A 20,729-nucleotide genomic window follows, 5' to 3' on the forward strand; every position below is an offset into this window, starting at 1 on the left:
GCAGTGAGTCGTGCAGGCCAGCGGGTCCACACGCAAGCCCTTGCGATTTAAAGGCACTTTGCGGGCCGAATCAATGTCAGAGCAGGACGTCCGCTCCCGCTTTCACCCCTTGACGAGGATGGCCATGCTGCGCCGAACCGGATACCCCCTCACCGCCTTTGCCCTCTTCATGGCGCTCGCCCTGCCTGTCCAGGCCCAGTCCACCGGGCGCTATGAGGCCCCCGGCCTGACCCGCGAAGGCGGCCAGCCGGCAACCGAAGGCGACTATGGCTTGCCCAGCCTGAGCCAGAGCGGCAGCCAGGCCATCAGCGGTGAGGAGGTCCGCCTGGGACGTGCATGGCTGCGCCAGTTTCGCGCCCGCGCCCCCGAGTGGCAGGATGCCATCGCTCAGGACTACATGGAGTCGCTGGTGGCCCGCCTGCTGCCCCATAGCGGCCTAGGGGATGCCCGCACCATCGTGACCCTGGTGGAGAGCCGTCTGCTCAACGCCTTCGCGGTGCCTGGCGGGGTGATCGGGGTCAATGCCGGGCTGCTGGCCTTCGCCGAGCGGGAGGCCGAACTGGCCTCGGTAATCGCCCACGAACTCGGTCATCTCTCCCAACGCCACTATGCTCGCGGCCAGGCCCGCACCGAACAGACTCAGATTCCCGCCATGGCTGCCATGCTGGCCGGCATGCTGATCGCCGCCGGTGGTGGTGGCGATGCCGGCATCGCCGCCGCCATGGGCGGCCAGGCGGCCTTCATCCAGGACCAGCTGCGCTATTCCCGACGCTTCGAGCAGGAGGCCGATCGTGTCGGCCTGCAGGCGATGGCCGACGCCGGCTATGAGCCGGACGCCATGGTGGAGATGTTCCGCGCCCTGCAGCGCATGGTGAGCCTGCAGGGCGGCGCTCCCCCGGAGTTCCTGCTGACGCACCCGATGACCGAAACACGCATCAGCGACACCCAGGCCCGCGCCAACCAGACTTCCGTGATGACACCGCGCGGCGAAGACGTCGAGTACCAGCTGGTGAGGGCCCGTGCCCTGCTGGCGATCAACTCCCGCGATCCCCGGCAGGCCGACACCCGGCTGGCTCAGGACCAGGCACCGCAGGTGGCGCGGCGCTACCTCTCGGCATTGGTCGACGCCCAGACGAACCGCACCGACCGAGCTCTGAAAGAGCTCGACGCCCTGTCCCGGTCGCTACCGGATCTGGCGATGTTGCCGGCAACGGCCGCCCAGGTGGCCTTCGAGGCCGGACGCCTGGACGACGCCATCGAGCGCAGCCGCCGCCAGTTACGGCTGATGCCTGACTACGCCCCGGCCAGCCGACTGTTCGGGGAGGCACTGTTGCAGCGTGATCCCGATGAGGCATATCGCGTGCTGCGCGAGCTGGCCGAACGTCGCCCCGAGGACCCTCAGGTGTTCACCCTGCTCGCCGAGGCCGCGGGACGCAGCGGACGGGAGGCCTGGGGCCACCTGGCTCGAGCCGAGCAGTTGCAGCTCACCGGCCACATCGACCGAGCCATCCGCCAGCTGGAGGTGGCCGAGGACGTCGCCGAGCGCCAGGGTGAGCCAGCTGCGGCCAGCGCGATCGAGCGGCGCAGGAAGGACTTCATCGGCTACCGGGAGACGCTGGAGGACTTTCAGTAGCAGCTACAAGCTGCAGCCTGAAATCACTCACAGAAAAATGAAAACCCCGAGAGTCTCAGCTTTCGGGGTTTCTTGTAGACCTGCGCGTGTAGCTCGGCGCTTACTTCTTGAAGTTGAGCATCCGCTCCAGGGGCTTGAGTGCGGCGAGACGCAGATCGGCATCGACGAAGACCTCGCCCGTGCCCTCGCGCAGCGCCCCTGCCAGGTTGTCCAGGGCGTTCATCGCCATCCAGGGGCAATGGGCACAGCTCTTGCAGGTGGCACCGTTGCCGGCGGTGGGTGCCTCGAAGAGGGTCTTCCGCGGTACCGCCTGCTGCATCTTGAAGAAGATGCCGCGATCGGTGGCCACGATCAGCCGTTCATTGGGCAACTCCCTGGCCGCCGTGATCAGTTGGGAGGTGGAGCCCACCACGTCGGCCAGCTCAACCACCGAGGCCGGCGATTCCGGATGCACCAGCACCGCGGCATCAGGGTAGAGTTCCCTGAGGTCCTCGACGCCCTTGGCCTTGAACTCCTCATGGACGATACAGGCACCGTCCCAGAGCAGCATGTCGGCGCCGGTCTGCTTCTGGATGTAGCCCCCGAGGTGCTTGTCCGGGGCCCAGAGGATCTTCTCGCCGCGCGCCTGGAGGTGCTCGATCACGTCCACCGCGATGGACGAGGTCACCACCCAGTCGGCGCGCGCCTTCACCGCCGCGGAGGTGTTGGCATAGACCACCACGGTGCGGTCGGGATGGGCATCACAGAAGGCGCTGAACTCGTCGGCCGGGCAGCCCAGGTCCAGCGAACAGGTGGCCTCCAGGGTGGGCATCAGCACCCGCTTTTCCGGGGAGAGGATCTTGGCCGTCTCGCCCATGAAGCGCACGCCGGCCACCACCAGGGTATCCGCCTCGTGCCGGGCGCCGAAGCGCGCCATCTCCAGGGAATCGGCCACGCAGCCGCCGGTCTCCTCGGCGAGCCGCTGGATGGCATCGTCGGTGTAGTAGTGCGCCACCAGCACGGCATTGTTGGCCTCGAGAAGCGCCTTGATCTCCTCGATGCGCGCCTCGTCCTCGGCGAGGATGCGGGTGGGGCAGTAGGTGCGTGCCAGCTGCTCGCGCAGCTCGACACGGGAAGTCATGATCGTCATCGTGTCTACCACTGTGACCGGCAGGGGCTCCCCCTGCATTGCACCAGGTGCCGCCGCTCGTGCACTCCGCACGGGGCAACACGCCAGAGGGTCAACCGCTGCGTCTGTCGCGATGGCTGACCCAATGCCATTCTAGACCAGAATACCCGGGCATTGTTCGATTCCGGGCAGAAAGTGTGGCATGGGGGGGCGAAAATTATCGGCGGTGTTGGTGTGCCAGCGCACCGACCGCTGGCCCCAAGTGCCGCTAAGGTGGGCTCACCGATGCTTCACGATGTCGTCAAGCCCGCACCGCAACTCGAGCACATCACGCCCCCATCCAGCCCCCAACGATTCACCCCGGCCCCGATACGGCGGCGTGCGTCTCACCCGGCCCAAGGGGGACATCAACCAGACTGAAGGGGTGAAGACGTCACTTGTGCTTCGTCCCTCAACGTGTCGCGCTTGCGACAGGGGGTTATTCCCATGAACACACTGCACCCATCCAAGCTTGCTATCGTGATGATGGCATTGCTGCTCACTCTCTCGGGCTGTTCCGGCATGTCGGAACAGGACAGGAACACCGCCCTTGGCGCGGGCGCGGGCGCCATCGGTGGCTCCGTGCTGACCGGTGGCAGCACGATGGGCACCATCGGCGGTGCAGCCGTCGGCGGCGTCATTGGCCACGAAACCAGCAAGACCGAATGATGTGACCGAATAGCTGGGTGGCGCGATGGGCGAAGACATCAGTGCGTTCCGAGCCGACCATCCAGCCTGAGATTCATGGCCGGCCGCTCCGATCATGCCGGCTCTTCAAGCAACCGTGTATAGAGCTCGCGGTCCGCGACATAGCACCCACAAGAAGCCTCTATCAGACCCGCCCGATTCACCACCGTGATATCCCCACGGTGATAGTGAATCAACCCGCGTGCCTGAAGCGCCATGGCGGCCAGGGTGATGCCGGCGCGCCTCACCCCCAGCATCATGGCGAGAAACTCGTGGGTGAGATGCAACTGATCCGAATGCGCCCGATCCTGGGTCATCAACAACCAGCGCGCCAGGCGCGCCTCGACCTGATGAAAGTGCGTACATGCCGCCACCCGAGTGAGCTGATGCATCAGCACGAAGAGATAGCGCTTCAACAGCGCCTCAATTGCGGGGCTCTGCTCCAGGTGATGGCAAAAGACAGCCGCCGGCATGCGCAGCGCCTGCCCTGCCCCCTGCACCATGGCGCGCAAGGGCGATTTATCGAGACCCAGGATCAAGGGCATTCCGTACATGCCCTCACTACCGACCATCGCCACTTCCAGCTGCTCACTTTCACTCAAATTCGCAATCAGGGAAATGAAGCAGTCGAGCGGAAAAAAGACATGCAGGATCCGCCCACAGGGTTCGGTGATCACTTCACCAAACACCAGATCGATGGTCTCGCAGTCTGCAAGGAAAGACACCCGGTCCTGGCGCGGCAAGCTGTCGATAAGGTAGTTGGTTATCGTACTGGGGATAGGGGACTGCATGTGCACGCTCCTGGTGAAGACCCGGCAATCGGCACATGGCAATGAATCACTCAGCTCCGACGTCGAGGGCCGCCAGGAAGGGATCAGACATCCTCCACAAGCCGCCGAGCGAACAGTGGCATATCCACCATCATGCCGTCGGTGCGCCAGGAGACATACGAGGGAAAGGCCCTGCTCGGCACCATGCCGCTGGGCGAGGGACAGGGCCCCTTCACCCGGGACGCTGATAGCTTAGCAGGCGATCGTACTCCTTCTTGACGACCCCATAGCACTCACAGACCCGCGCTTCCAGACCAGGCCTGTCCAGGACTCTGATACGCCCGCGATGGTAGGAAATCAGTCCGACTTTCTGCAGCTTGCCGGCCGACTCGGTGACGCCCTCTCGGCGCACGCCGAGCATGTTGGCGATGAGTTCCTGGGTCATGACCAGTTCGTTGGTCGGCAAGCGATCCAGGCTCAGCAACAGCCAGCGACACAGCTGCTGATCCAGGCTGTGATGACGATTGCATACCGCCGTCTGCGCCATCTGGGTGATCAGGGCCTGAGTGTAGCGCAACAACAGGAACTGGAGCGCTGAGGCGCGATCAAACTCGTCCTTCAGCAGCTGCCCCTTGAGGCGATAGGCACTGCCGGCACTCTGCACGACGGCGCGGCTCGGCGTGGTTTCGCCGCCCATGAACAGCGAGATGCCGACGATCCCCTCGGCACCGACGACGGCAATTTCCGTCGAATCACCCGCTTCCATGACGCATAGCAGCGATACGATGCAATCCGTCGGAAAATAGACATGGCGCATCTCCATGCCTGACTCGACCAGCGACTCCCCCAGCGTCAGCTCGACCCGCTCGAGGTGGGGCGCCAGGCGCTCGTATTCGTCCCGCGGCAGGGAGGCCAGCAGGTGATTCTGGCGAGGATCATGTTGCAGGGCCATTACTGACACTCCCTAATCGGTCAGGCCAGCTTCGACAGCAGGGTCAGCAGGGTCAGCAGGGTCAGCAGGGAAGATTTGGCCGATGATGGTTGACGATACGAGCCGCGCACACACCTTGCCGGACTCACCCCGGATCGCCATCAAGAATCAGGCAACAGGCTGCCCGACAGCGCCAGGCAGGCAATCACCCCTGGAAATACACCGAGAAACCCCGACTCGCTGCATTCCCCCGCCGACACAGGCCCAGGGCGCGATGCCCATGCTGTGTACGTTAACGCACGGAAGCGACCCCGTCACGCAACTAGGCTTGATGACTATCGGCCCATGCGCGCCAGGACAGGGACCGGGGGCAGGCGACGCCTTGCCACCCGGGGCTCGCAGGCAGGCGGAACAGGAAACAAGCTCATGCAAGTGCCGACCTTTCGGATGATCACGTCGCTGGCCTCACGGTCTCGGGCGCCCCACCGGGCCCCGCCGCTCTCGACTCACCGTCGGGCGTGCAGCCCATGGCTGATGCACCCACCCGGGGCGAGTGCATGAGAGACGACGACCCGGTGCCTCAGGGCATCCTCTGGACGCCGCTCACTGCCGCCTCCTTACCCGGCGGGCAACCGGTGCCGCAAGGGGCCCACCCGACGGTGGTCGTCACCTCCGAGCGAAAAGCGACCACCGCCCCGAGACGGGACGTCGCCGCCATCCTGGAGGCCGAGAGGGCATGGGCGCGGGTGGTGCTCGACGCCATTGATGAGGGTGTCCTGACCATCGACCTTCTGGGGAGGGTCACCCACATGAATCGCGTGGCGGAGACCCTGACAGGCTGGACGCAACCGGAAGCGATCGGCAAGCCACTCTCCCACGTGTTCCATCTCGTCGACGGCAAGACACAGCAGACGACCATCCCCCCCGGGCGGCGCGCCATCGAGGAGAACAGGAGGGCAGGCTTCGCCCTGGATTGCGTGCTGGTCCGCCAGGATGGCAGGAAGCTCGAGATCGAGGATTCGGCGGCGCCCATCCATGACCGGGAAGGTCGCGTCACCGGCGCCGTGATCGTGTTCCACGACGCCACCCGGTCCCGGGCCATGTCGGAGCGGATGGCCTATCTGGCGCAGCATGATGCCCTCACCGGCCTGCCCAATCGCGCCCTGCTGACGGAACGGCTCTCCCGGGCCATCAGCCTGGCCCGGCGACACCGACACCTGGTCGCCCTGCTCTATCTCAACCTGGATGCCTTCAAGTCCATCAATGACGCCCTGGGTCATGAGGTGGGCGACCGCCTGCTCCAGGCGGTGGCGGGTCGTCTCCAGGGGTGCATGCGCGACACCGACACCCTTTGCCGTCAGGGCGGCGACGAATTCGTGATCCTGCTCGCCGAGCTCAGGCAACCCGAGGATGCCACCACGGTCGCGGAAAAACTGCTGGCGGCCCTGGGCAGGCCGTTACATGTCCAGGGCCATGAACTCCTCGTCACGCTGAGCATCGGCATCAGCCTCTTCCCGGATGATGCCGATGATGCCGATGCCCTGATGCAGAACGCCGACACGGCCATGTACCACACCAAGCGAAATGGCCGAAATGGGCATCGGAGCTTCACGGCCGAGATGGATGTCCGGCAATGTCAACGAAGGCGGGGCGACTCAGGCCTTCAGCGTCTGAAGCCGCCGTCGCAGGGCGAGTTCGACTTTTCATGAGCCCCATGTACGCCAACGCACAGACGGTATGGCACCGTTCGCATAGTCTAGGCATTGGTGAGGCAAGGGAACCGCCAGTACATGGAGTTACACCAACGCGTCGCAGGGACCGCGACGCCATCACCACAACCATGGCACAGCGTCCTCACACGGGATCATGTGCCGCAGAGGAGTATCTCATGAACAACATCGTCTGGATCGTCGGCGCCGTCGTCATCGTGCTGGCGGTTCTGTCCCTCCTCGGCCTGCGTTGAGACGGGCGAGCCGATCGCCGCACGCTCGACAGAGACATGACCCCATAATGACAAAGCGCCCTCGCTTCCTGGAAGCGAGGGCGCTTTGTCGTCAAACTGGTGGGTCGTGTAGGATTCGAACCTACGACCAATTGGTTAAAAGCCAACTGCTCTACCAACTGAGCTAACGACCCGGTACTTGCGAGGAAGCATACAGGTCCGGATGGTGGGTCGTGTAGGATTCGAACCTACGACCAATTGGTTAAAAGCCAACTGCTCTACCAACTGAGCTAACGACCCCTCCGAACGGGTGCAGATATTACTGATCTGCCCCCGTGATGGCAAGCGATTTTTGCCTTTGGTCGAAGCACGAGAGGCTCATCCGCGACCGCGCTGGCCCTTGGGCTTACGCATGGCCTGCACCGGCCGACGCTTGTGCTTGTCGCGGCTCCAGCGGTTCTTCTCGTCCGGGGTCAGCTCCGGCACCTTGCGCGCCGCCAGCCCGGCTGTCTCGGCCAGATCGTCGATCTCGTCCTGGGAGAGCTCCACCCACTCCCCGGCCTTGGTCCGCTTGTCGAGGAAGATGTTGCCATAGCGCACCCGCTTGAGGCGGCTGACGGTCAGGCCCTGGGACTCCCACAGCCGGCGAACCTCGCGGTTGCGCCCCTCCATGATCACCACGTGGAACCAGGTGTTGATCCCTTCGCCACCGAACTCCTGCACGTCGGAGAAGTTCGCCGGACCATCGTCGAGCATCACGCCCTCGACCATGGCCTTCACCTGCTCCTTCTTCACCTCGCCCATCACGCGAACGGCGTATTCCCGCTCCACCTGCGTGGAGGGATGCATCAGCTTGTTGGCCAGCTCGCCATCGGTGGTGAACAGCAGCAGGCCGCTGGTGTTGATGTCCAGCCGGCCGATGGCGATCCAGCGCTCGCCCTTGAGGCGCGGCAGGCGATCGAAGACGGTGCGGCGCCCTTCGGGGTCCTTGCGGGTGCAGAGCTCACCCTCGGGCTTGTTGTACATGATCACCCGGCGCGGCACGTCCTCGGCGCCGCGCAGGGTCACCGGGCGGTCATCGAGGGCCACCCGGTCGCGCATGTCGATGCGGTCGCCCAGGGTCGCCACCTGGCCGTTGACCTTGACCCGCCCATCGGCGATGGCCGTTTCCATCTCGCGGCGCGATCCCAGCCCGGCACGGGCCAGGACCTTCTGCAGTTTCTCGGTGGTAGTGCTCATCGGTCATCTTTCTCACTGGATGTGGATTCCGTGCCCGTGGCAGCGTCATCGTCGACGCGGCCCCGGGCACGTTCGGACAGGCGAGCCTCAAGATCGGCGAAGCTCAGTCCTGCCCGCTCGGACGCCGTCCCGGCGTGGTCATCGTCGTCGGCCCTCCCGGCCGTCGCGTCGGTCGTCGCCTCTCCCGCCTCGGCGGTCTCCGGCACGACCTCGCCGCCCTCCTCGGGCGGCGCTGTCTCGTCGTCTCCCTCGTCTTCCGCGTCCTCCGGCGCGTCCGCCTGGGCCAGCAACTCGGACTGGGGGGGCGGGGCCTCGTCCTCGAGGATCGGCTCCTCGAACTGCTTGAGCTCGTGCATCGGCGGCAACTCGTCGAGGGTGCGAAGCCCGAAGTCGTCGAGGAAGCTGCGGGTGGTGGCATAGACCGCCGGGCGGCCCGGCACGTCACGATGGCCCACCACGCGCACCCAGCCGCGGTCGAGCAGGGTGCGCATGATCGAGCCGCTCACCGTGACGCCGCGCACCTCCTCGATGTCGCTGCGGGTCACCGGCTGACGATAGGCGATCAGCGCCAAGGTCTCCAGCAGCGCTCGGGAGTAGCGCTGGGGCCGCTCGTCCCACAGCCGCGACACCCAGGGCGAGAGCCGCGGACGGATGCGCAGCTGGAAGCCCGATGCGGTCTCGAGCAGCTCCATGGCGCCCCGCTCGTGGCGAAGCCCCAGACGCTCCATGGCCTCGCGCAACGCGCGACGCGGCGGGCGCTCGTGGTCGTCGAAGAGCCCCTCCAGGCGCTCCAGCGAGAGCGGCTCCCCGGCCGCCAGCAGCGCCGCCTCGAGGATCTCGTCCAGGGCATCGGGAAATTCCATGGCGGTCATGCCGGGTCACTCCCTTCCTGGTCATCACGATGGTCATCGGGGGGACGGTCATCGAAGGGGCTCTCGCCGCCCTCCTCTTCCTCCACGGCCTCCTCCTCGAAGGCGTCCTGCTCGTCCAGCCGGGCCCGCACGTGGATCGGCGAGAGCGGGGCATTCTGCACGATCTCGATCATCGCCTCCTTGGCGAGCTCGAGGATCGCCATGAAGGTCACGATCACGCCGACTCGCCCCTCCTCGAGGGTGAACAGCGCCTCGAAGGGGGTGTAGTGCTCACGTGACAGCCGCTCCATGATCGCCAGCATGCGCTCCCGGGTCGAGAGCCCCTCGCGGGTGATCTGGTGGGTCTGGTTGAGCTCGGCACGCCGCAGGATGCCGGCCAGGGCCCCGAGCAGTTCATCGAGTTCCACTTCCGGGTGGATCACCCGGGCCTCCAGCGCCGGCAACGAGGCCCGGGCCGGGAACCAGTCCCGTCCCAGGCGAGGCAGCTCGGCCAGCGCCTCGGCGGCATTCTTGAGCCGCTCGTACTCCTGCAGGCGACGGATCAGCTCGGCGCGCGGATCTTCCTCGTCGTCCTCGACCCCTTCCTTCGGCGGGCGCGGCAGCAGGGTACGTGACTTGATCTCGGCGAGCATCGCCGCCATCAGCAGGTACTCCCCGGCCAGCTCGATCTCCATGGCCTTCATCAGTTCAACGTATTCGATGTACTGCCGGGTGATGGCCGCCACATTGATGGCCAGGATATCCAGGTTCTGCCGGCGGATCAGGTAGAGCAGCAGGTCCAGCGGGCCCTCGAAGGCCTCCAGGAAGACTCGCAGGGCCTCCGGGGGGATATAGAGATCCTCCGGCAGCTCGGTGATCGGTTCGTCGAACAGGCGGCCCAGCACGTCGGCCTGAACCTCGGCCGCCTGGAGGGCATCGCTGTCGGCCCGCTCGGGCGCATCACTCTGGGGCGTATCGCTCACGCGGGGCCTGGCCTCCCGACTGCAGGGCGGATCATCGATCGTGCAGTCTAGCAATTCCTGGGCCGTGAAGGTAAATCGCCGGGGCTCATGCCAGCGACTCGGCCCTCCGGTAGCGCCCGGTATAGTCGAACAGCTTCTCGCGCACCTGCCAGTGGCGCCCCACCTGGCGACCCACCACGAAGTCCGGCGACCGCAGCCGGCGCTGCTCGGCGATCACCTCCTCCGGGGTGCGCGGCGACCAGCGGACACCCGGGGCCCTCAGGTGGTCACGCAGGAAGGCCGCGGCGAAGGCGCCGCGTTGCGCCGGCGTCTCCAGGGCGAACCACTCGCTCAGGGTCACGCCTTCCTCGTCATGATAGGTGACCTTGAGTCGCGGCAGGCCACGGCCGTTGAGTGTCGCCTCGAGCTGCATCCCGCCGACCCTCAACACCCGGGCATCGCGCAGCCGCAGCGCCGCCTTGAGCTTGTCGTCGGCATCCACCAGCAGCCCCTGGCAGCCGTGACAGCGCCGGGCGGCGATATCGTTCTCGGCGCCGCAGTCGCCGCAGACCTTGAAGCGGAAGCGGAACGAACACTGCTCCATTGCCGACGTCGCCGACGTCGCCGGTTTTGACGGTGTATCTTTCGCGCGGGGTCGGGCGCGATACTCGGAGTTTGAATTTACGCTTTTCGCGCGGGGTCGGGCGCGTTTATTGGAAGCCACAAGCCCCTGGCAGCGCCGCCCGAAGTGCTCGATGACGAGTTCGCCGTCACGCTTGCCCCAGAAGAGGTTGGGGTGGTCGCACTGGGGGCACGGCACCTGCACCGGCTCGCTGTCACCGTCCGGCTTCGGGCTCCCCACCTCCGGGGCGTAGAGGTCCCAGGGGTTGCCGGCATAGTCGAGGACCAGGCAGTCATCCTTGCCCGGCGAGAGGCGCAGGCCACGACCGACGATCTGCTGGTAGAGGCTCACCGACTCGGTGGGCCGCAGGATGGCGATCAGGTCCACATGGGGGGCATCGAAGCCGGTGGTCAGCACCGCCACGTTGACCAGGTACTTGCCCTCTCGGGCCTTGAAGGCGGCGATGATGCGCTCGCGCTCGGCGGAGGGGGTCGCCCCGGTGATCAGGGCCGCCTCACCGGCCGGCAGGTACCCCAGGATCTCCTCGGCATGGGCCACGGTGGCGGCAAACAGCATCACCCCCCGGCGCTCCCGGGCGCGCTCTATCACCTCGGCGATGATCCCCGGGGTGGCCCGATGGCCGGCGACGACCCGGTCGAGTGCCGCCTCGCTGAATACCCCGCTCGAGGTGAGCGAGAGCCGGGAGAAATCGTAGCGCAGCTCTTGTCCATTCTTGAATAGCGCGGCATCGACTCGCCTGGGGGTCGCCAGATAGCCCTGGCTCACCATCAGGCGCAGCGGCTGCTCGAAGACGCAGTCGCGAAAGAAACACGCCTCGTCGCCGCGCACCATTCCATGGTGATGACGATGGTAGATGAAGCCCTGGCCCAGCCGATAGGGTGTGGCGGTAAGCCCCAGCACCTTGAGGCGAGGATTGGCACCACGCAGGCGGTCGATCACCTGGCGGTAGCTGGAATCCTCCTGTGGCGACACCCGATGGCACTCGTCGATCACCAGCAGGGTGAAATGGCCGGCGTCGAAGTCGTCGAGATGGCGCACCACCGACTGCACCGAGCCGAACACCACCTGGCAGGAGGCCTCCCGGCGCCCCAGCCCCGCGCTGAAGACGTCCGCCGTCAGGCCATAGGCCTGGTACTTGGCGTGGTTCTGCTCGACCAGTTCCCGCACATGGGCCAGCACCAGCACTCGCCCCCGAGCCAGGCGCGCCAGCTCGGCGATCACCAGCGACTTGCCGCTACCGGTGGGCAGTACCACCACCGCGGGGTCGTCGGACGCCCGGAAGTGCTCGATCACCCGGTCCACCGCCAGGGACTGGTAGGGGCGCAGCGACGGGGCGCCGCCTTCCCCGGCACAGGTCTTGTCGGCGGAACTTGTCATGCGTCAACTCTTGACCTCGAAAGGTAGTGCCATGATACCTAGAGAAGAATCCGGGACGATAGCCGTCGTCCATTTCCCCGCAGAAGGAGAAACGCCCATGCAAGTGAAGACCAGCCCCGAGTGCCCAAAGTGCGGCAGCCGTGTGAAGCGCTTCCCGCCGGGCCGTCAGGACCAGTACCACGTGTACTGTGACGAGTGCAGCCACGACTTCGGCCGGTTCGACCACTTCCAGGCCCAGTTCCGCCATGTCCTCGATGATCTCGAGGCGCACCTCAAGCACCACGATGATGCCCCGGACGAAAACCGTTCCTGACGTCCCCGGCATTACCCCCACAGACGCCGACGCCCGGGGTCGTGGCCCGGGCGGCGGCGTCGGGGGGGGGGCCACTGGGTGGGAGGGGGGGGGCGGTGTCAGTCCAGCCAGGCCCGGGCGTTGCGGAACAGGCGCATCCAGGCGCCGTCCTGCGTCCACTCGGCGGGACGCCAGGAGTTGGTCACCGCCCGCACGACCCGCTCCGGATGGGGCATCATGATGGTGACCCGACCATCCGGCGTGGTCAGGCCGGTGACGCCTGAGGCTGAGCCGTTGGGATTGGCCGGATAGCGCGTGGTCACCTGGCCGTGGTTGTCCAGGAAGCGCAGGGCGACCTGGCCGCTACCCTGGATGCCCCGCAGGTGGGCGCTGTCGCGGAACTCGGCACGGCCCTCGCCGTGAGCCACGGCGATGGGCAGGCGCGAGCCCTCCATGCCGGCGAGCAGGATCGACGGGCTCTCCTCCACCTGCACCATCGAGACCCGGGCCTCGAACTGCTCGGACTCGTTGCGCACGAAGCGCGGCCAGGCCTCGGCACCGGGAATCAGCTCCTTGAGCTGGGCGAGCATCTGGCAGCCGTTGCAGACGCCCAGCGAGAAACTGTCGTCGCGGTCGAAGAAGGCCGCGAACTGCTCCCGGGCGCGTGGGTTGAAGAGGATCGACTTGGCCCAGCCGCCGCCGGCCCCCAGCACGTCCCCGTAGGAGAAGCCGCCGCAGGCCACCAGGCCCTTGAAGGCCTCGAGACTCACCCGCCCCTCGAGGATGTCGCTCATGTGCACGTCGACGGCCTCGAAGCCGGCCCGATCGAAGGCCCAGGCCATTTCGAGCTGGCCGTTGACCCCCTGTTCACGCAGTACCGCCACGGCTGGGCGGGCCTTGTGGACATGGGGTGCCTGAAGATAGGGAGCAGCGATGTCCTCGTCGACATCGAAGGCCGGCTGGGCCGAGAGGCCCGGGTCGCGGCCATCGAGCAGGCCATCGAACTCGCTCTTGGCGCAGTCGGCGTTGTCGCGCAGCGCCTGCAGCCGATAGCTGGTCTCGGCCCAGGTGCGCTCGGCCAGCAGCCGGGTGGTCTCCAGCAGCGGCTCCTCGAAGAGGGTGACGCGCACCTGGTCGTCGTAGCGCGGCCGCGCGATGACGCCGCAGGTCTCGATGCCCGCCGCGGCGAACTGGGCCAGCACCTCCTCGGTAAATTGGCGATTCACCTGGATGACCGCGCCGAGCTCCTCGGCGAACAGCGCATTGAAGGCGTCGACGGGCTCGTCGATCAGCCAGTCGAGCTTGATCTCGAGGCCCGCGTGGGCGGCGAAGGCCATCTCCAGCAGGGTGACCAGCAGGCCGCCGTCGCTGCGGTCATGATAGGCAAGCAGCTTGCCCTCGGCGTTGAGCCCCTGGATCACTGCAAAGAAGGCCTTGAGGTCCTCGGGGTCGTCCAGGTCTGGACACTCGTCACCCACCTGGCCATAGACCTGAGCCAGGGCCGAGCCGCCCAGGCGATTCCGGCCGCCACCGAGGTCGATCAGCAGCAGGTCGGACTCGTCCTGTTCCAGGTTGAGCTGCGGCGTGAGGGTCCGCAGGGCATCCGTGACCGGGGCGAAGCCGGTGATCGACAGCGACAGCGGCGAGGTGATGCTCTTCTCCTCGACCTGCCCTCGGGCATTCTCCCCCTGCCAGGCCGTGCGCATGGACATGGAATCCTTGCCCACCGGGATGGCGATGCCCAGCGCCGGACACAGCTCCATGCCCACGGCATGCACGGCATCATAGAGCGCCTGGTTCTCGCCGGGATGATCGGCGGCACTCATCCAGTTGGCCGAGAGCTTGATGTCTCCGATCTTGCCGATCGGCGCGGCGGCCAGGTTGGTGATCGCCTCGGCCACCGCCAGGCGCGCACTGGCGGCGGGGTCGATCAGTGCCACCGGTGGACGCTCGCCCATGGCCATGGCCTCGCCGGCATGGGTGTCGAAGCTGGCCGTGGTCACCGCCACGTCCGCCACCGGCACCTGCCAGGGCCCGACCATCTGGTCGCGGGCCACCTGGCCGGTGATGGAACGGTCGCCGATGGTGATCAGGAAGCTCTTGGACGCCACGGCGGGCAGGCGCAGCACTCGGTCCATGGCCTCGCGCAGGTCGAGGTTATCGAGCATCACGCCGGAAAGCGTGTTGGCCTGTCGCGTGAACTCACGCTGCATCTTCGGCGGCTTGCCGAACAGCACGCTCATCGGCAGGTCCACCGGCTGGCTCTCGAAGTGGCCGTCGGTCACCGCCAGGTGGTGGGCCTCGGTGGCCTCGCCGACCACGGCATAGGGGCAACGCTCGCGCTCGCAGAGTGCCTCGAAGGTGGCCAGGGCCTCAGGCGCCACGGCGAGCACGTAGCGCTCCTGGGCCTCGTTGCACCAGATCTCCAGCGGGCTCATGCCGGGCTCGGCGTTGGGCACGGCGCGCAGGTCGAACATGCCGCCGCGCTCGGCGTCCTTGACCAGCTCGGGCAGGGCGTTGGAGAGCCCGCCTGCCCCCACGTCGTGGATGAAGCGGATCGGATTGTCCTCGCCCAGTGCCCAGCAGCGGTCGATGACCTCCTGGGCGCGGCGCTCCATCTCGGGATTGCCACGCTGCACGGAGGCGAAGTCCAGGTCGGCGCTGGAGGCGCCTGAGGCCATGCTGGAGGCCGCACCGCCACCCAGGCCGATCAGCATCGCAGGCCCCCCCATCACGATCAGCTTGCCGCCAACGGGAATCTCGCCCTTCTGGACATGGCCGTCGCGGATGTTGCCATAGCCGCCGGCGAGCATGATCGGCTTGTGGTAGCCGCGCCGCTCGATGCCGTCATTTCCCAGGACATCCTGCTCATAGGTGCGGAAGACGCCGGTCAGGTTGGGACGGCCGAACTCGTTGTTGAAGGCGGCCCCGCCGATGGGCGCCTCGAGCATGATCTGAAGCGCCGACTGGATGCGCTCGGGCTTGCCGTAGTCGAAGGCCTCCCAGGGCTGCACGTATTCGGGAATGCGCAGGTTGGAAACGGTGAAACCGGTCAGGCCCGCCTTGGGCTTGCCGCCGATGCCGGTGGCCCCCTCGTCGCGGATCTCGCCACCCGCGCCGGTGGCCGCGCCCGGATGCGGCGCGATGGCCGTGGGGTGGTTGTGGGTCTCCACCTTCATCAGGATCTGTATCGGCTCGTGGGAGGCGCCGTAGACGGCACGCTCGTCGCCCTGGCCGATGAGCGGCGCGGCGAAGAAGCGCCCGGCCTCGCTGCCCCGGATCACCGCCGAATTGTCGCTGTAGGCCGAGAGGATGTCGTCGGGCGACTGCTGGTGGGTGTTCTTGATCATCTTGAACAGCGAGTGCTCCTGGGCCTCGCCGTCGATCAGCCAGTCGGCATTGAAGATCTTGTGACGACAATGCTCGGAGTTGGCCTGGGCGAACATCATCAACTCGACGTCCGAGGGATTGCGGCCCAGCTCGCGAAACGCCTCGCAGAGATAGTCGATCTCATCCTCGGCCAGCGCCAGCCCCAGCTCGACGTTGGCAACCTCGAGGGCCTCACGGCCACCCTCGAGGATATCCACGCTGCCCAGCGGTGCCGGCTCGTGGTGGGCGAAGAGCCGGGCGGCGTCGGAGGCATCGGCCAGCACGGACTCGGTCATGCGGTCATGCAGGGCCGCCTGGATGCCCTCGAAGGCGGACTCGGAGAGCGCCCCGGCCACCCTGACCCGATAGACGATGCCGCGCTCGATGCGACGCACCCGGGACAGGCCACAGTTGTGGGCGATGTCGGTGGCCTTGGAGGACCAGGGAGACTGGGTGCCGATACGCGGCACCACCAGGAACAGTTGGCCTTCGGCATGGGGCCCATGCTCACGCGCGGGGCCGTAATCCAGCAGTTGTTCCAGCAGACGCTGCTCGTCCTCGCCCAGGTCGCCGTCATGGTCGACGAAGTGCACGTGGTGGGCCTGCAGGGACTCGACCTCAGGAACGGATGCGCGCAGGGCGTCCAGCAGCTTGGCATGACGGAAGGCAGATAGGGCGGGCGCGCCTCGCAGTTCGAGCATATCCTGGAGCCTCTGAAGCAGGAGAGAAATTCGGGGCCGCGGCCGGCGGCAAGGAGGGCACATGATACTGGAAAGCATCGGGCTCGAGAAATCGCGGGAGGTGACAGCCGTCGGCCGGCTGGTTATGGTTGAAGGCCTTATCGCCGCACATCGTTCGTATGCCCGCATTCGCGACCGCCTCTCCCCGGCGCCTATGGCGCGGGGCCGTCCTCCTGTGCAGTGCCCTCCTGCTGGCGCTGCTGCCCCATCATGGCGGCGCGCCGAAGGAACCACACCTGCAGGACGTGCTCGACCGCGACTTCCTCAGCGTGCACACCCGCAACACACCCACCACCTACTACGAAGGGCGCCAGGGCCCCACCGGGTTCGAGTACGAACTGGTGCGACGCTTCGCCAACTATCTTGAGGTCAGCCTGACCCTGGATGCCGATCACAATATCCAGGGCGTGCTGGAGGCCGTGCGCGAGGAAGGCGACCTGGGCGCTGCCGCCCTGCCCCTGGACCCGACCCTGGACGGCCTGATGTTCAGCCGGCCGATCATGCTGCTGCAGCCACTCCTGGTCTACCGCCGCGGCCTGCATCCGCCGGAAGGGATCGAGGAACTGGAGGGGTTGGAGATTGGCACGCTGCTTGGATCCGGCACCGACCGGGTCCTCCGCGAACTGCAGGCGGAACACCCCTGGCTGAGCTGGAAGGAATCCGACGAGCTGGAAGTGGCCGACCTGCTCGGCCAGGTGACACGCGGCACCCTGGATGCCGCGGTCGTCTTCGAGCACCAGTTCCGTCTCAACCGGCTGTTCTTCCCCGAGGTCGAGGACGGTTTCTCCCTCGGCAAACCGCTCTCCCTGGCCTGGGCCTTCCCCGCCGGCCGGGGCCTGGGGCTGGTCAGTGCCGCCAACCGTTTCCTCGATGACCTGCGCCGGGACGACGAGCTAGACGCCCTGGTGGCCAGCTACTTCGGCCATGACGACTACCTGGAATACGTGGGGGCCCGAATCTTCATCGCCCAGGCCCGTGAGCGCCTGCCTCGCTACACCGAGCTGTTCCGCGAGGCCGCCCGCAACACCCGCTTCGACTGGAAGCTGCTGGCAGCGCTGGGCTATCAGGAGTCTCACTGGGAGCCCAGGGCCACCTCCCCCACCGGGGTACGCGGGTTGATGATGTTGACCAACGCCACCGCCGGCGACCTGGGCGTCGACAACCGGCTCGATCCGGCCCAGAGCATCCATGGTGGCGCCCGCTACCTGCGCAGCATCGAGGAGCGACTACCGGAATCGATCACCGGCGAAGACCGCCTGTTCATGACCATGGCCTCCTATAATGTCGGCCTCGGCCACCTGTATGACGCCCGGAAGATCACCGAGATGCGCGGCGGCGACCCGGACCTGTGGCGCGACGTGCGCGAGTCGCTGCCCCTGCTCCAGGAGCGCGAGTGGCACAGCAAGACCCGCTATGGCTACGCCCGGGGCGGCGAACCGGTGATCTACGTGCGCAACATCCGGCGCTACTACGAGATCCTGGCCTACCTCGACCGCAGCCAGGAGCAGTTCCACGAGCTCAATGCCCGCCTGCCCGACCAGGCAGAAAGAGAACTCTTCGAACAGATTCCCCCGGTCCTCTAGCCGGCCTCGGCCCCTCAGGGCTCGTCACCATCGCGGCGGGCGACGAAGAACGCCCTGAGCAGCCGGGAAGAGCGGGCCGCCAGCACGCCGCCCTCCACCGCCACCCGGTGGTGGTGCCAGGGCTGCGCGAAGAGATTGGCCTTCGACTCCACCATGCCGCTGCGCGGCTCGGCCGCGCCATAGACCAGCCGTGCCAGGCGGGCATGGATGATCGCCCCGGTGCACATCAGGCAGGGTTCGAGGGTCACGAAGAGGGTACAGCCCTCCAGCCGGTAGTTGCCCAGCCGCTCGCCGGCATCTCGCAGCGCGCGGATCTCGGCATGGGCGCTGGGGTCGTGGCCGCCCACCGGGGCATTGAAGCCGGCGCCGACGATCTCGCCTGCGCCGTCCACCACCACCGCGCCCACCGGCACCTCGCCGGCATCCAGGCCCAGCCGAGCCTGATCCAGCGCCCGATGCATGTAGAACTCGTCGCTGCGCAATGTCCTGAACTCCCGTAAAATGGATGCCATTAAGACGATCGTATGATACCGATGGCTCCCCTGCACGCCATCGACCCCGGAGGAACCCATGACACCCGACGCCCTGAACGCGCTGGCCGACCTGCTCCGCCTCGAGACCCTGGAGGAGAACCTGTTCCGTGGCCGCAGCCAGGACCTCGGACTGCCCCAGCTATTTGGCGGTCAGGTGCTGGGCCAGGCCCTCTCCGCTGCCAGCCAGACCGTCGACCCGAGCCGGCAGGCCCACTCCCTGCACGGCTACTTCCTGCGGCCTGGAGATCCGCACCGCCCGGTGGTCTACCAGGTCGACGCGGTACGCGACGGCGGCAGCTTCACCACCCGTCGGATCAGCGCCATCCAGAAGGGACGGCCGATCTTCTTCTGCAGCGCCTCCTTCCATGGCATCGAGGAGAGTATCGCCCACCAGACGACCATGCCCGAGGTTCCCCCTCCCGAAGCACTACAGGGGGGGGACGCCCGTCTCGAGCGCTTCCCGGGCCACCCCATCGAGTTCCTGCGGGTCAGCGAAACGGCCGAGCCCGGCCAGGCGGCCCGCAAGCGCCTGTGGTTCCGCCTGGTCGGCGAACTGCCCGATGACCAGGCGCTGCAGCGCGCCCTGCTCGCCTACAGCTCCGACTTCAACCTGCTGACCACGGCGCTGTTGCCCCACGACATCGAGTTCCGCGACCCGAGGCTGCAGATCGCCAGCCTCGACCACGCCCTCTGGTTCCATCACGACGTCAGGGTCGACGACTGGCTGCTGTATGACATGGACAGCCCCTGGGCCGGAGCCGCGCGTGGTTTTGCCCGCGGCAGCCTCTATGACCGCCAGGGCCGACTGGTTGCCTCAAGTGCCCAGGAAGGGCTGACGCGGCTTCGCCCTTGACATCTGGCATCGCGCCGATACCGGCGCTACCATGCCACAGTCGCCGCAATAGCTCAGTTGGCAGAGCAACGCATTCGTAATGCGTAGGTCGGAGGTTCGAATCCTCTTTGCGGCACCAGAAAGGTCTTTAGTAACGGTCACTTAGCGAATCATCGCAGTGGCCGTTTTTCGTTTCAATATTTCTAGGTAGCAAATAGGTAGCAGTCAGCAGAATCAGGCCAAGCCAGATAGCCAACGGCAACCGGCTTGCACCAGCACCTTGCCCACATCGTCCTGCTACCTGCACGGCAGCAGGTGGCCATCGCGGGCCGGGCAGATCCAGCACCTCAACAAACCTCAACATTCATATCGACGAGCACCGGCTTGATCGCGCGCGCACGCACGCGAGGATTTTTCTGGGTTAGCGATATAAGCAAAGGGCCGCTCCGGTCGCAGGCGCCAGGGGCTCAATAATCAGCCCACCCCCTTCCCTGCCGGCGCATTGGCTATTGACTACCAGCGGGCAGACTGACGTTTTCTGACGTAGCGGCCTTTCCTGTTTTGCCCCGCAACCTGGGCGGGGCAAGAAGCTATTCGGTGTTGTTGCGGCGGAGGTGATCCACCCTGCCGTTGCATAAGCGAATGTAGTCGGTCCATTCGTAGTCGTCGCGCCAATGCAAATGATGGCACTGCTGGCCACCGAGGGTCTCCTGATTCACTCGATCCGGGCTGCCCATGATGTGCTCAACATCCTCGCGGTGCATACCCATCAGGATATTGCCGCGGCTCCTCGCCCCGACAAGATCGTTCCGGCTGATGCCCATGTCTCTGGCCCACTGGGAAATGGACATCAGTCTTTGGGGTAGCAGCTTCGGCCCGGTTCGCGCCTGCCGGGATGACGATGGCTGCTGTTGGCGTTTGATCGATGCGAGGGAGCGTTTATGCGCCTGCGACGCGGCGTAGCTGGACATGCCACCGGTTTCTATCTCTTGCCCCCTGCCGCTGGGGCAGTTATCGCGATAGGAGCCATCCTGGCACTTCATGACCTGAGCCTGACCAGCCAGCGGCAGAAGTACCAGGGCAATAGCAATGCGTCACATTCCGTCCTCCTACGCAAACTTCTCAGGGTAGCAGCCTGCGAAGGGCGCGATACGCCGTATCGGCTTTCGCTTACATGCCGTGTAAGCAATGTCTTACA

General features: G+C 66.3%; 16 protein-coding genes and 3 tRNA genes. 7 read left to right on the forward strand and 12 right to left on the reverse strand.

Annotated elements, in window-relative coordinates; all coding sequences use genetic code 11:
- Nucleotides 1-124: 124 nt before the first annotated feature.
- Nucleotides 125-1,633 (forward strand): M48 family metalloprotease, encoded by a 1,509-nt coding sequence (locus ABE960_RS05695; RefSeq protein WP_432765342.1) that lies wholly within the window; start codon nt 125-127, stop codon nt 1,631-1,633.
- Between the two features lie 100 nt (nt 1,634-1,733).
- Here ABE960_RS05695 and nadA read toward each other — a convergent pair whose 3' ends face one another.
- Nucleotides 1,734-2,762 (reverse strand): quinolinate synthase NadA, encoded by a 1,029-nt coding sequence (gene nadA, locus ABE960_RS05700; RefSeq protein ID WP_349761261.1) that lies wholly within the window; start codon nt 2,760-2,762, stop codon nt 1,734-1,736.
- A gap of 465 nt (nt 2,763-3,227) precedes the next feature.
- On the opposite strand from nadA, the gene ABE960_RS05705 reads away from it, so the two are divergent.
- A complete protein-coding gene (locus ABE960_RS05705) occupies nt 3,228-3,449 on the forward strand; it encodes a YMGG-like glycine zipper-containing protein (protein WP_349761262.1) in 222 nt (73 codons plus the stop codon).
- A gap of 92 nt (nt 3,450-3,541) precedes the next feature.
- On the opposite strand, the gene ABE960_RS05710 is transcribed toward ABE960_RS05705, so the two are convergent.
- A complete protein-coding gene (locus ABE960_RS05710) occupies nt 3,542-4,258 on the reverse strand; it encodes a Crp/Fnr family transcriptional regulator (RefSeq protein WP_349761263.1) in 717 nt (238 codons plus the stop codon).
- A 211-nt stretch (nt 4,259-4,469) separates the two neighbouring features.
- Nucleotides 4,470-5,189, reverse strand: coding sequence for a Crp/Fnr family transcriptional regulator (locus ABE960_RS05715; protein ID WP_349761264.1), 720 nt, complete (start codon nt 5,187-5,189; stop codon nt 4,470-4,472).
- A gap of 506 nt (nt 5,190-5,695) precedes the next feature.
- On the opposite strand from ABE960_RS05715, the gene ABE960_RS05720 reads away from it, so the two are divergent.
- The gene (locus ABE960_RS05720) at nt 5,696-6,877 is read left to right on the forward strand and encodes a diguanylate cyclase domain-containing protein (protein ID WP_349761265.1); all 1,182 of its coding nucleotides are present in this window, start codon (nt 5,696-5,698) and stop codon (nt 6,875-6,877) included.
- A 351-nt stretch (nt 6,878-7,228) separates the two neighbouring features.
- Here the strand turns inward: ABE960_RS05720 and ABE960_RS05725 are convergent.
- From ABE960_RS05725 to ABE960_RS05750, 6 genes are all read right to left on the reverse strand, one after another.
- Nucleotides 7,229-7,304, reverse strand: a tRNA-Lys gene (locus ABE960_RS05725).
- Between the two features lie 30 nt (nt 7,305-7,334).
- Nucleotides 7,335-7,410: transfer RNA gene (locus tag ABE960_RS05730), tRNA-Lys, on the reverse strand.
- Between the two features lie 78 nt (nt 7,411-7,488).
- Entirely contained in the window at nt 7,489-8,349 is an 861-nt protein-coding gene (rluB, locus tag ABE960_RS05735; RefSeq protein WP_071944518.1) for a 23S rRNA pseudouridine(2605) synthase RluB, read from the reverse strand.
- The gene (scpB, locus tag ABE960_RS05740; RefSeq protein ID WP_349761266.1) at nt 8,346-9,221 is read right to left on the reverse strand and encodes an SMC-Scp complex subunit ScpB; all 876 of its coding nucleotides are present in this window, start codon (nt 9,219-9,221) and stop codon (nt 8,346-8,348) included. The genes rluB and scpB overlap by 4 nt, the downstream gene beginning before the upstream one ends.
- Nucleotides 9,218-10,183, reverse strand: coding sequence for a segregation and condensation protein A (locus ABE960_RS05745; protein WP_349761267.1), 966 nt, complete (start codon nt 10,181-10,183; stop codon nt 9,218-9,220). The genes scpB and ABE960_RS05745 overlap by 4 nt, the downstream gene beginning before the upstream one ends.
- A gap of 85 nt (nt 10,184-10,268) precedes the next feature.
- Entirely contained in the window at nt 10,269-12,182 is a 1,914-nt protein-coding gene (locus tag ABE960_RS05750; RefSeq protein WP_349761268.1) for a DEAD/DEAH box helicase family protein, read from the reverse strand.
- Nucleotides 12,183-12,279: 97 nt separating this feature from the next.
- On the opposite strand from ABE960_RS05750, the gene ABE960_RS05755 reads away from it, so the two are divergent.
- The gene (locus ABE960_RS05755) at nt 12,280-12,495 is read left to right on the forward strand and encodes a hypothetical protein (RefSeq protein WP_349761269.1); all 216 of its coding nucleotides are present in this window, start codon (nt 12,280-12,282) and stop codon (nt 12,493-12,495) included.
- A 98-nt stretch (nt 12,496-12,593) separates the two neighbouring features.
- Here ABE960_RS05755 and purL read toward each other — a convergent pair whose 3' ends face one another.
- Nucleotides 12,594-16,544 (reverse strand): phosphoribosylformylglycinamidine synthase, encoded by a 3,951-nt coding sequence (purL, locus tag ABE960_RS05760; RefSeq protein ID WP_349761270.1) that lies wholly within the window; start codon nt 16,542-16,544, stop codon nt 12,594-12,596.
- Nucleotides 16,545-16,702: 158 nt separating this feature from the next.
- Here purL and mltF point away from each other — a divergent pair, with 158 nt between their 5' ends.
- Complete coding sequence (gene mltF / locus ABE960_RS05765) at nt 16,703-18,166, forward strand: membrane-bound lytic murein transglycosylase MltF (protein WP_349761271.1); 1,464 nt, start codon at nt 16,703-16,705, stop codon at nt 18,164-18,166.
- A gap of 14 nt (nt 18,167-18,180) precedes the next feature.
- Here the strand turns inward: mltF and tadA are convergent, their stop codons facing one another.
- Entirely contained in the window at nt 18,181-18,648 is a 468-nt protein-coding gene (gene tadA, locus ABE960_RS05770) for a tRNA adenosine(34) deaminase TadA (RefSeq protein ID WP_349761400.1), read from the reverse strand.
- Nucleotides 18,649-18,736: 88 nt separating this feature from the next.
- On the opposite strand from tadA, the gene ABE960_RS05775 reads away from it, so the two are divergent.
- Entirely contained in the window at nt 18,737-19,552 is an 816-nt protein-coding gene (locus ABE960_RS05775; RefSeq protein ID WP_349761272.1) for an acyl-CoA thioesterase, read from the forward strand.
- A 42-nt stretch (nt 19,553-19,594) separates the two neighbouring features.
- A tRNA-Thr gene (locus ABE960_RS05780) sits at nt 19,595-19,670 on the forward strand.
- Nucleotides 19,671-20,121: 451 nt separating this feature from the next.
- Here ABE960_RS05780 and ABE960_RS05785 read toward each other — a convergent pair.
- Nucleotides 20,122-20,502 carry a hypothetical protein gene (locus ABE960_RS05785; protein ID WP_349761273.1) on the reverse strand — a complete coding sequence of 127 codons (381 nt, stop codon included), beginning with the start codon at nt 20,500-20,502 and terminating at the stop codon, nt 20,122-20,124.
- Nucleotides 20,503-20,729 lie beyond the last annotated feature (227 nt).

Origin of the sequence: Halomonas aquatica (assembly GCF_040196335.1) — a bacterium.
In the GTDB taxonomy this organism is placed as follows: domain Bacteria; phylum Pseudomonadota; class Gammaproteobacteria; order Pseudomonadales; family Halomonadaceae; genus Halomonas; species Halomonas aquatica.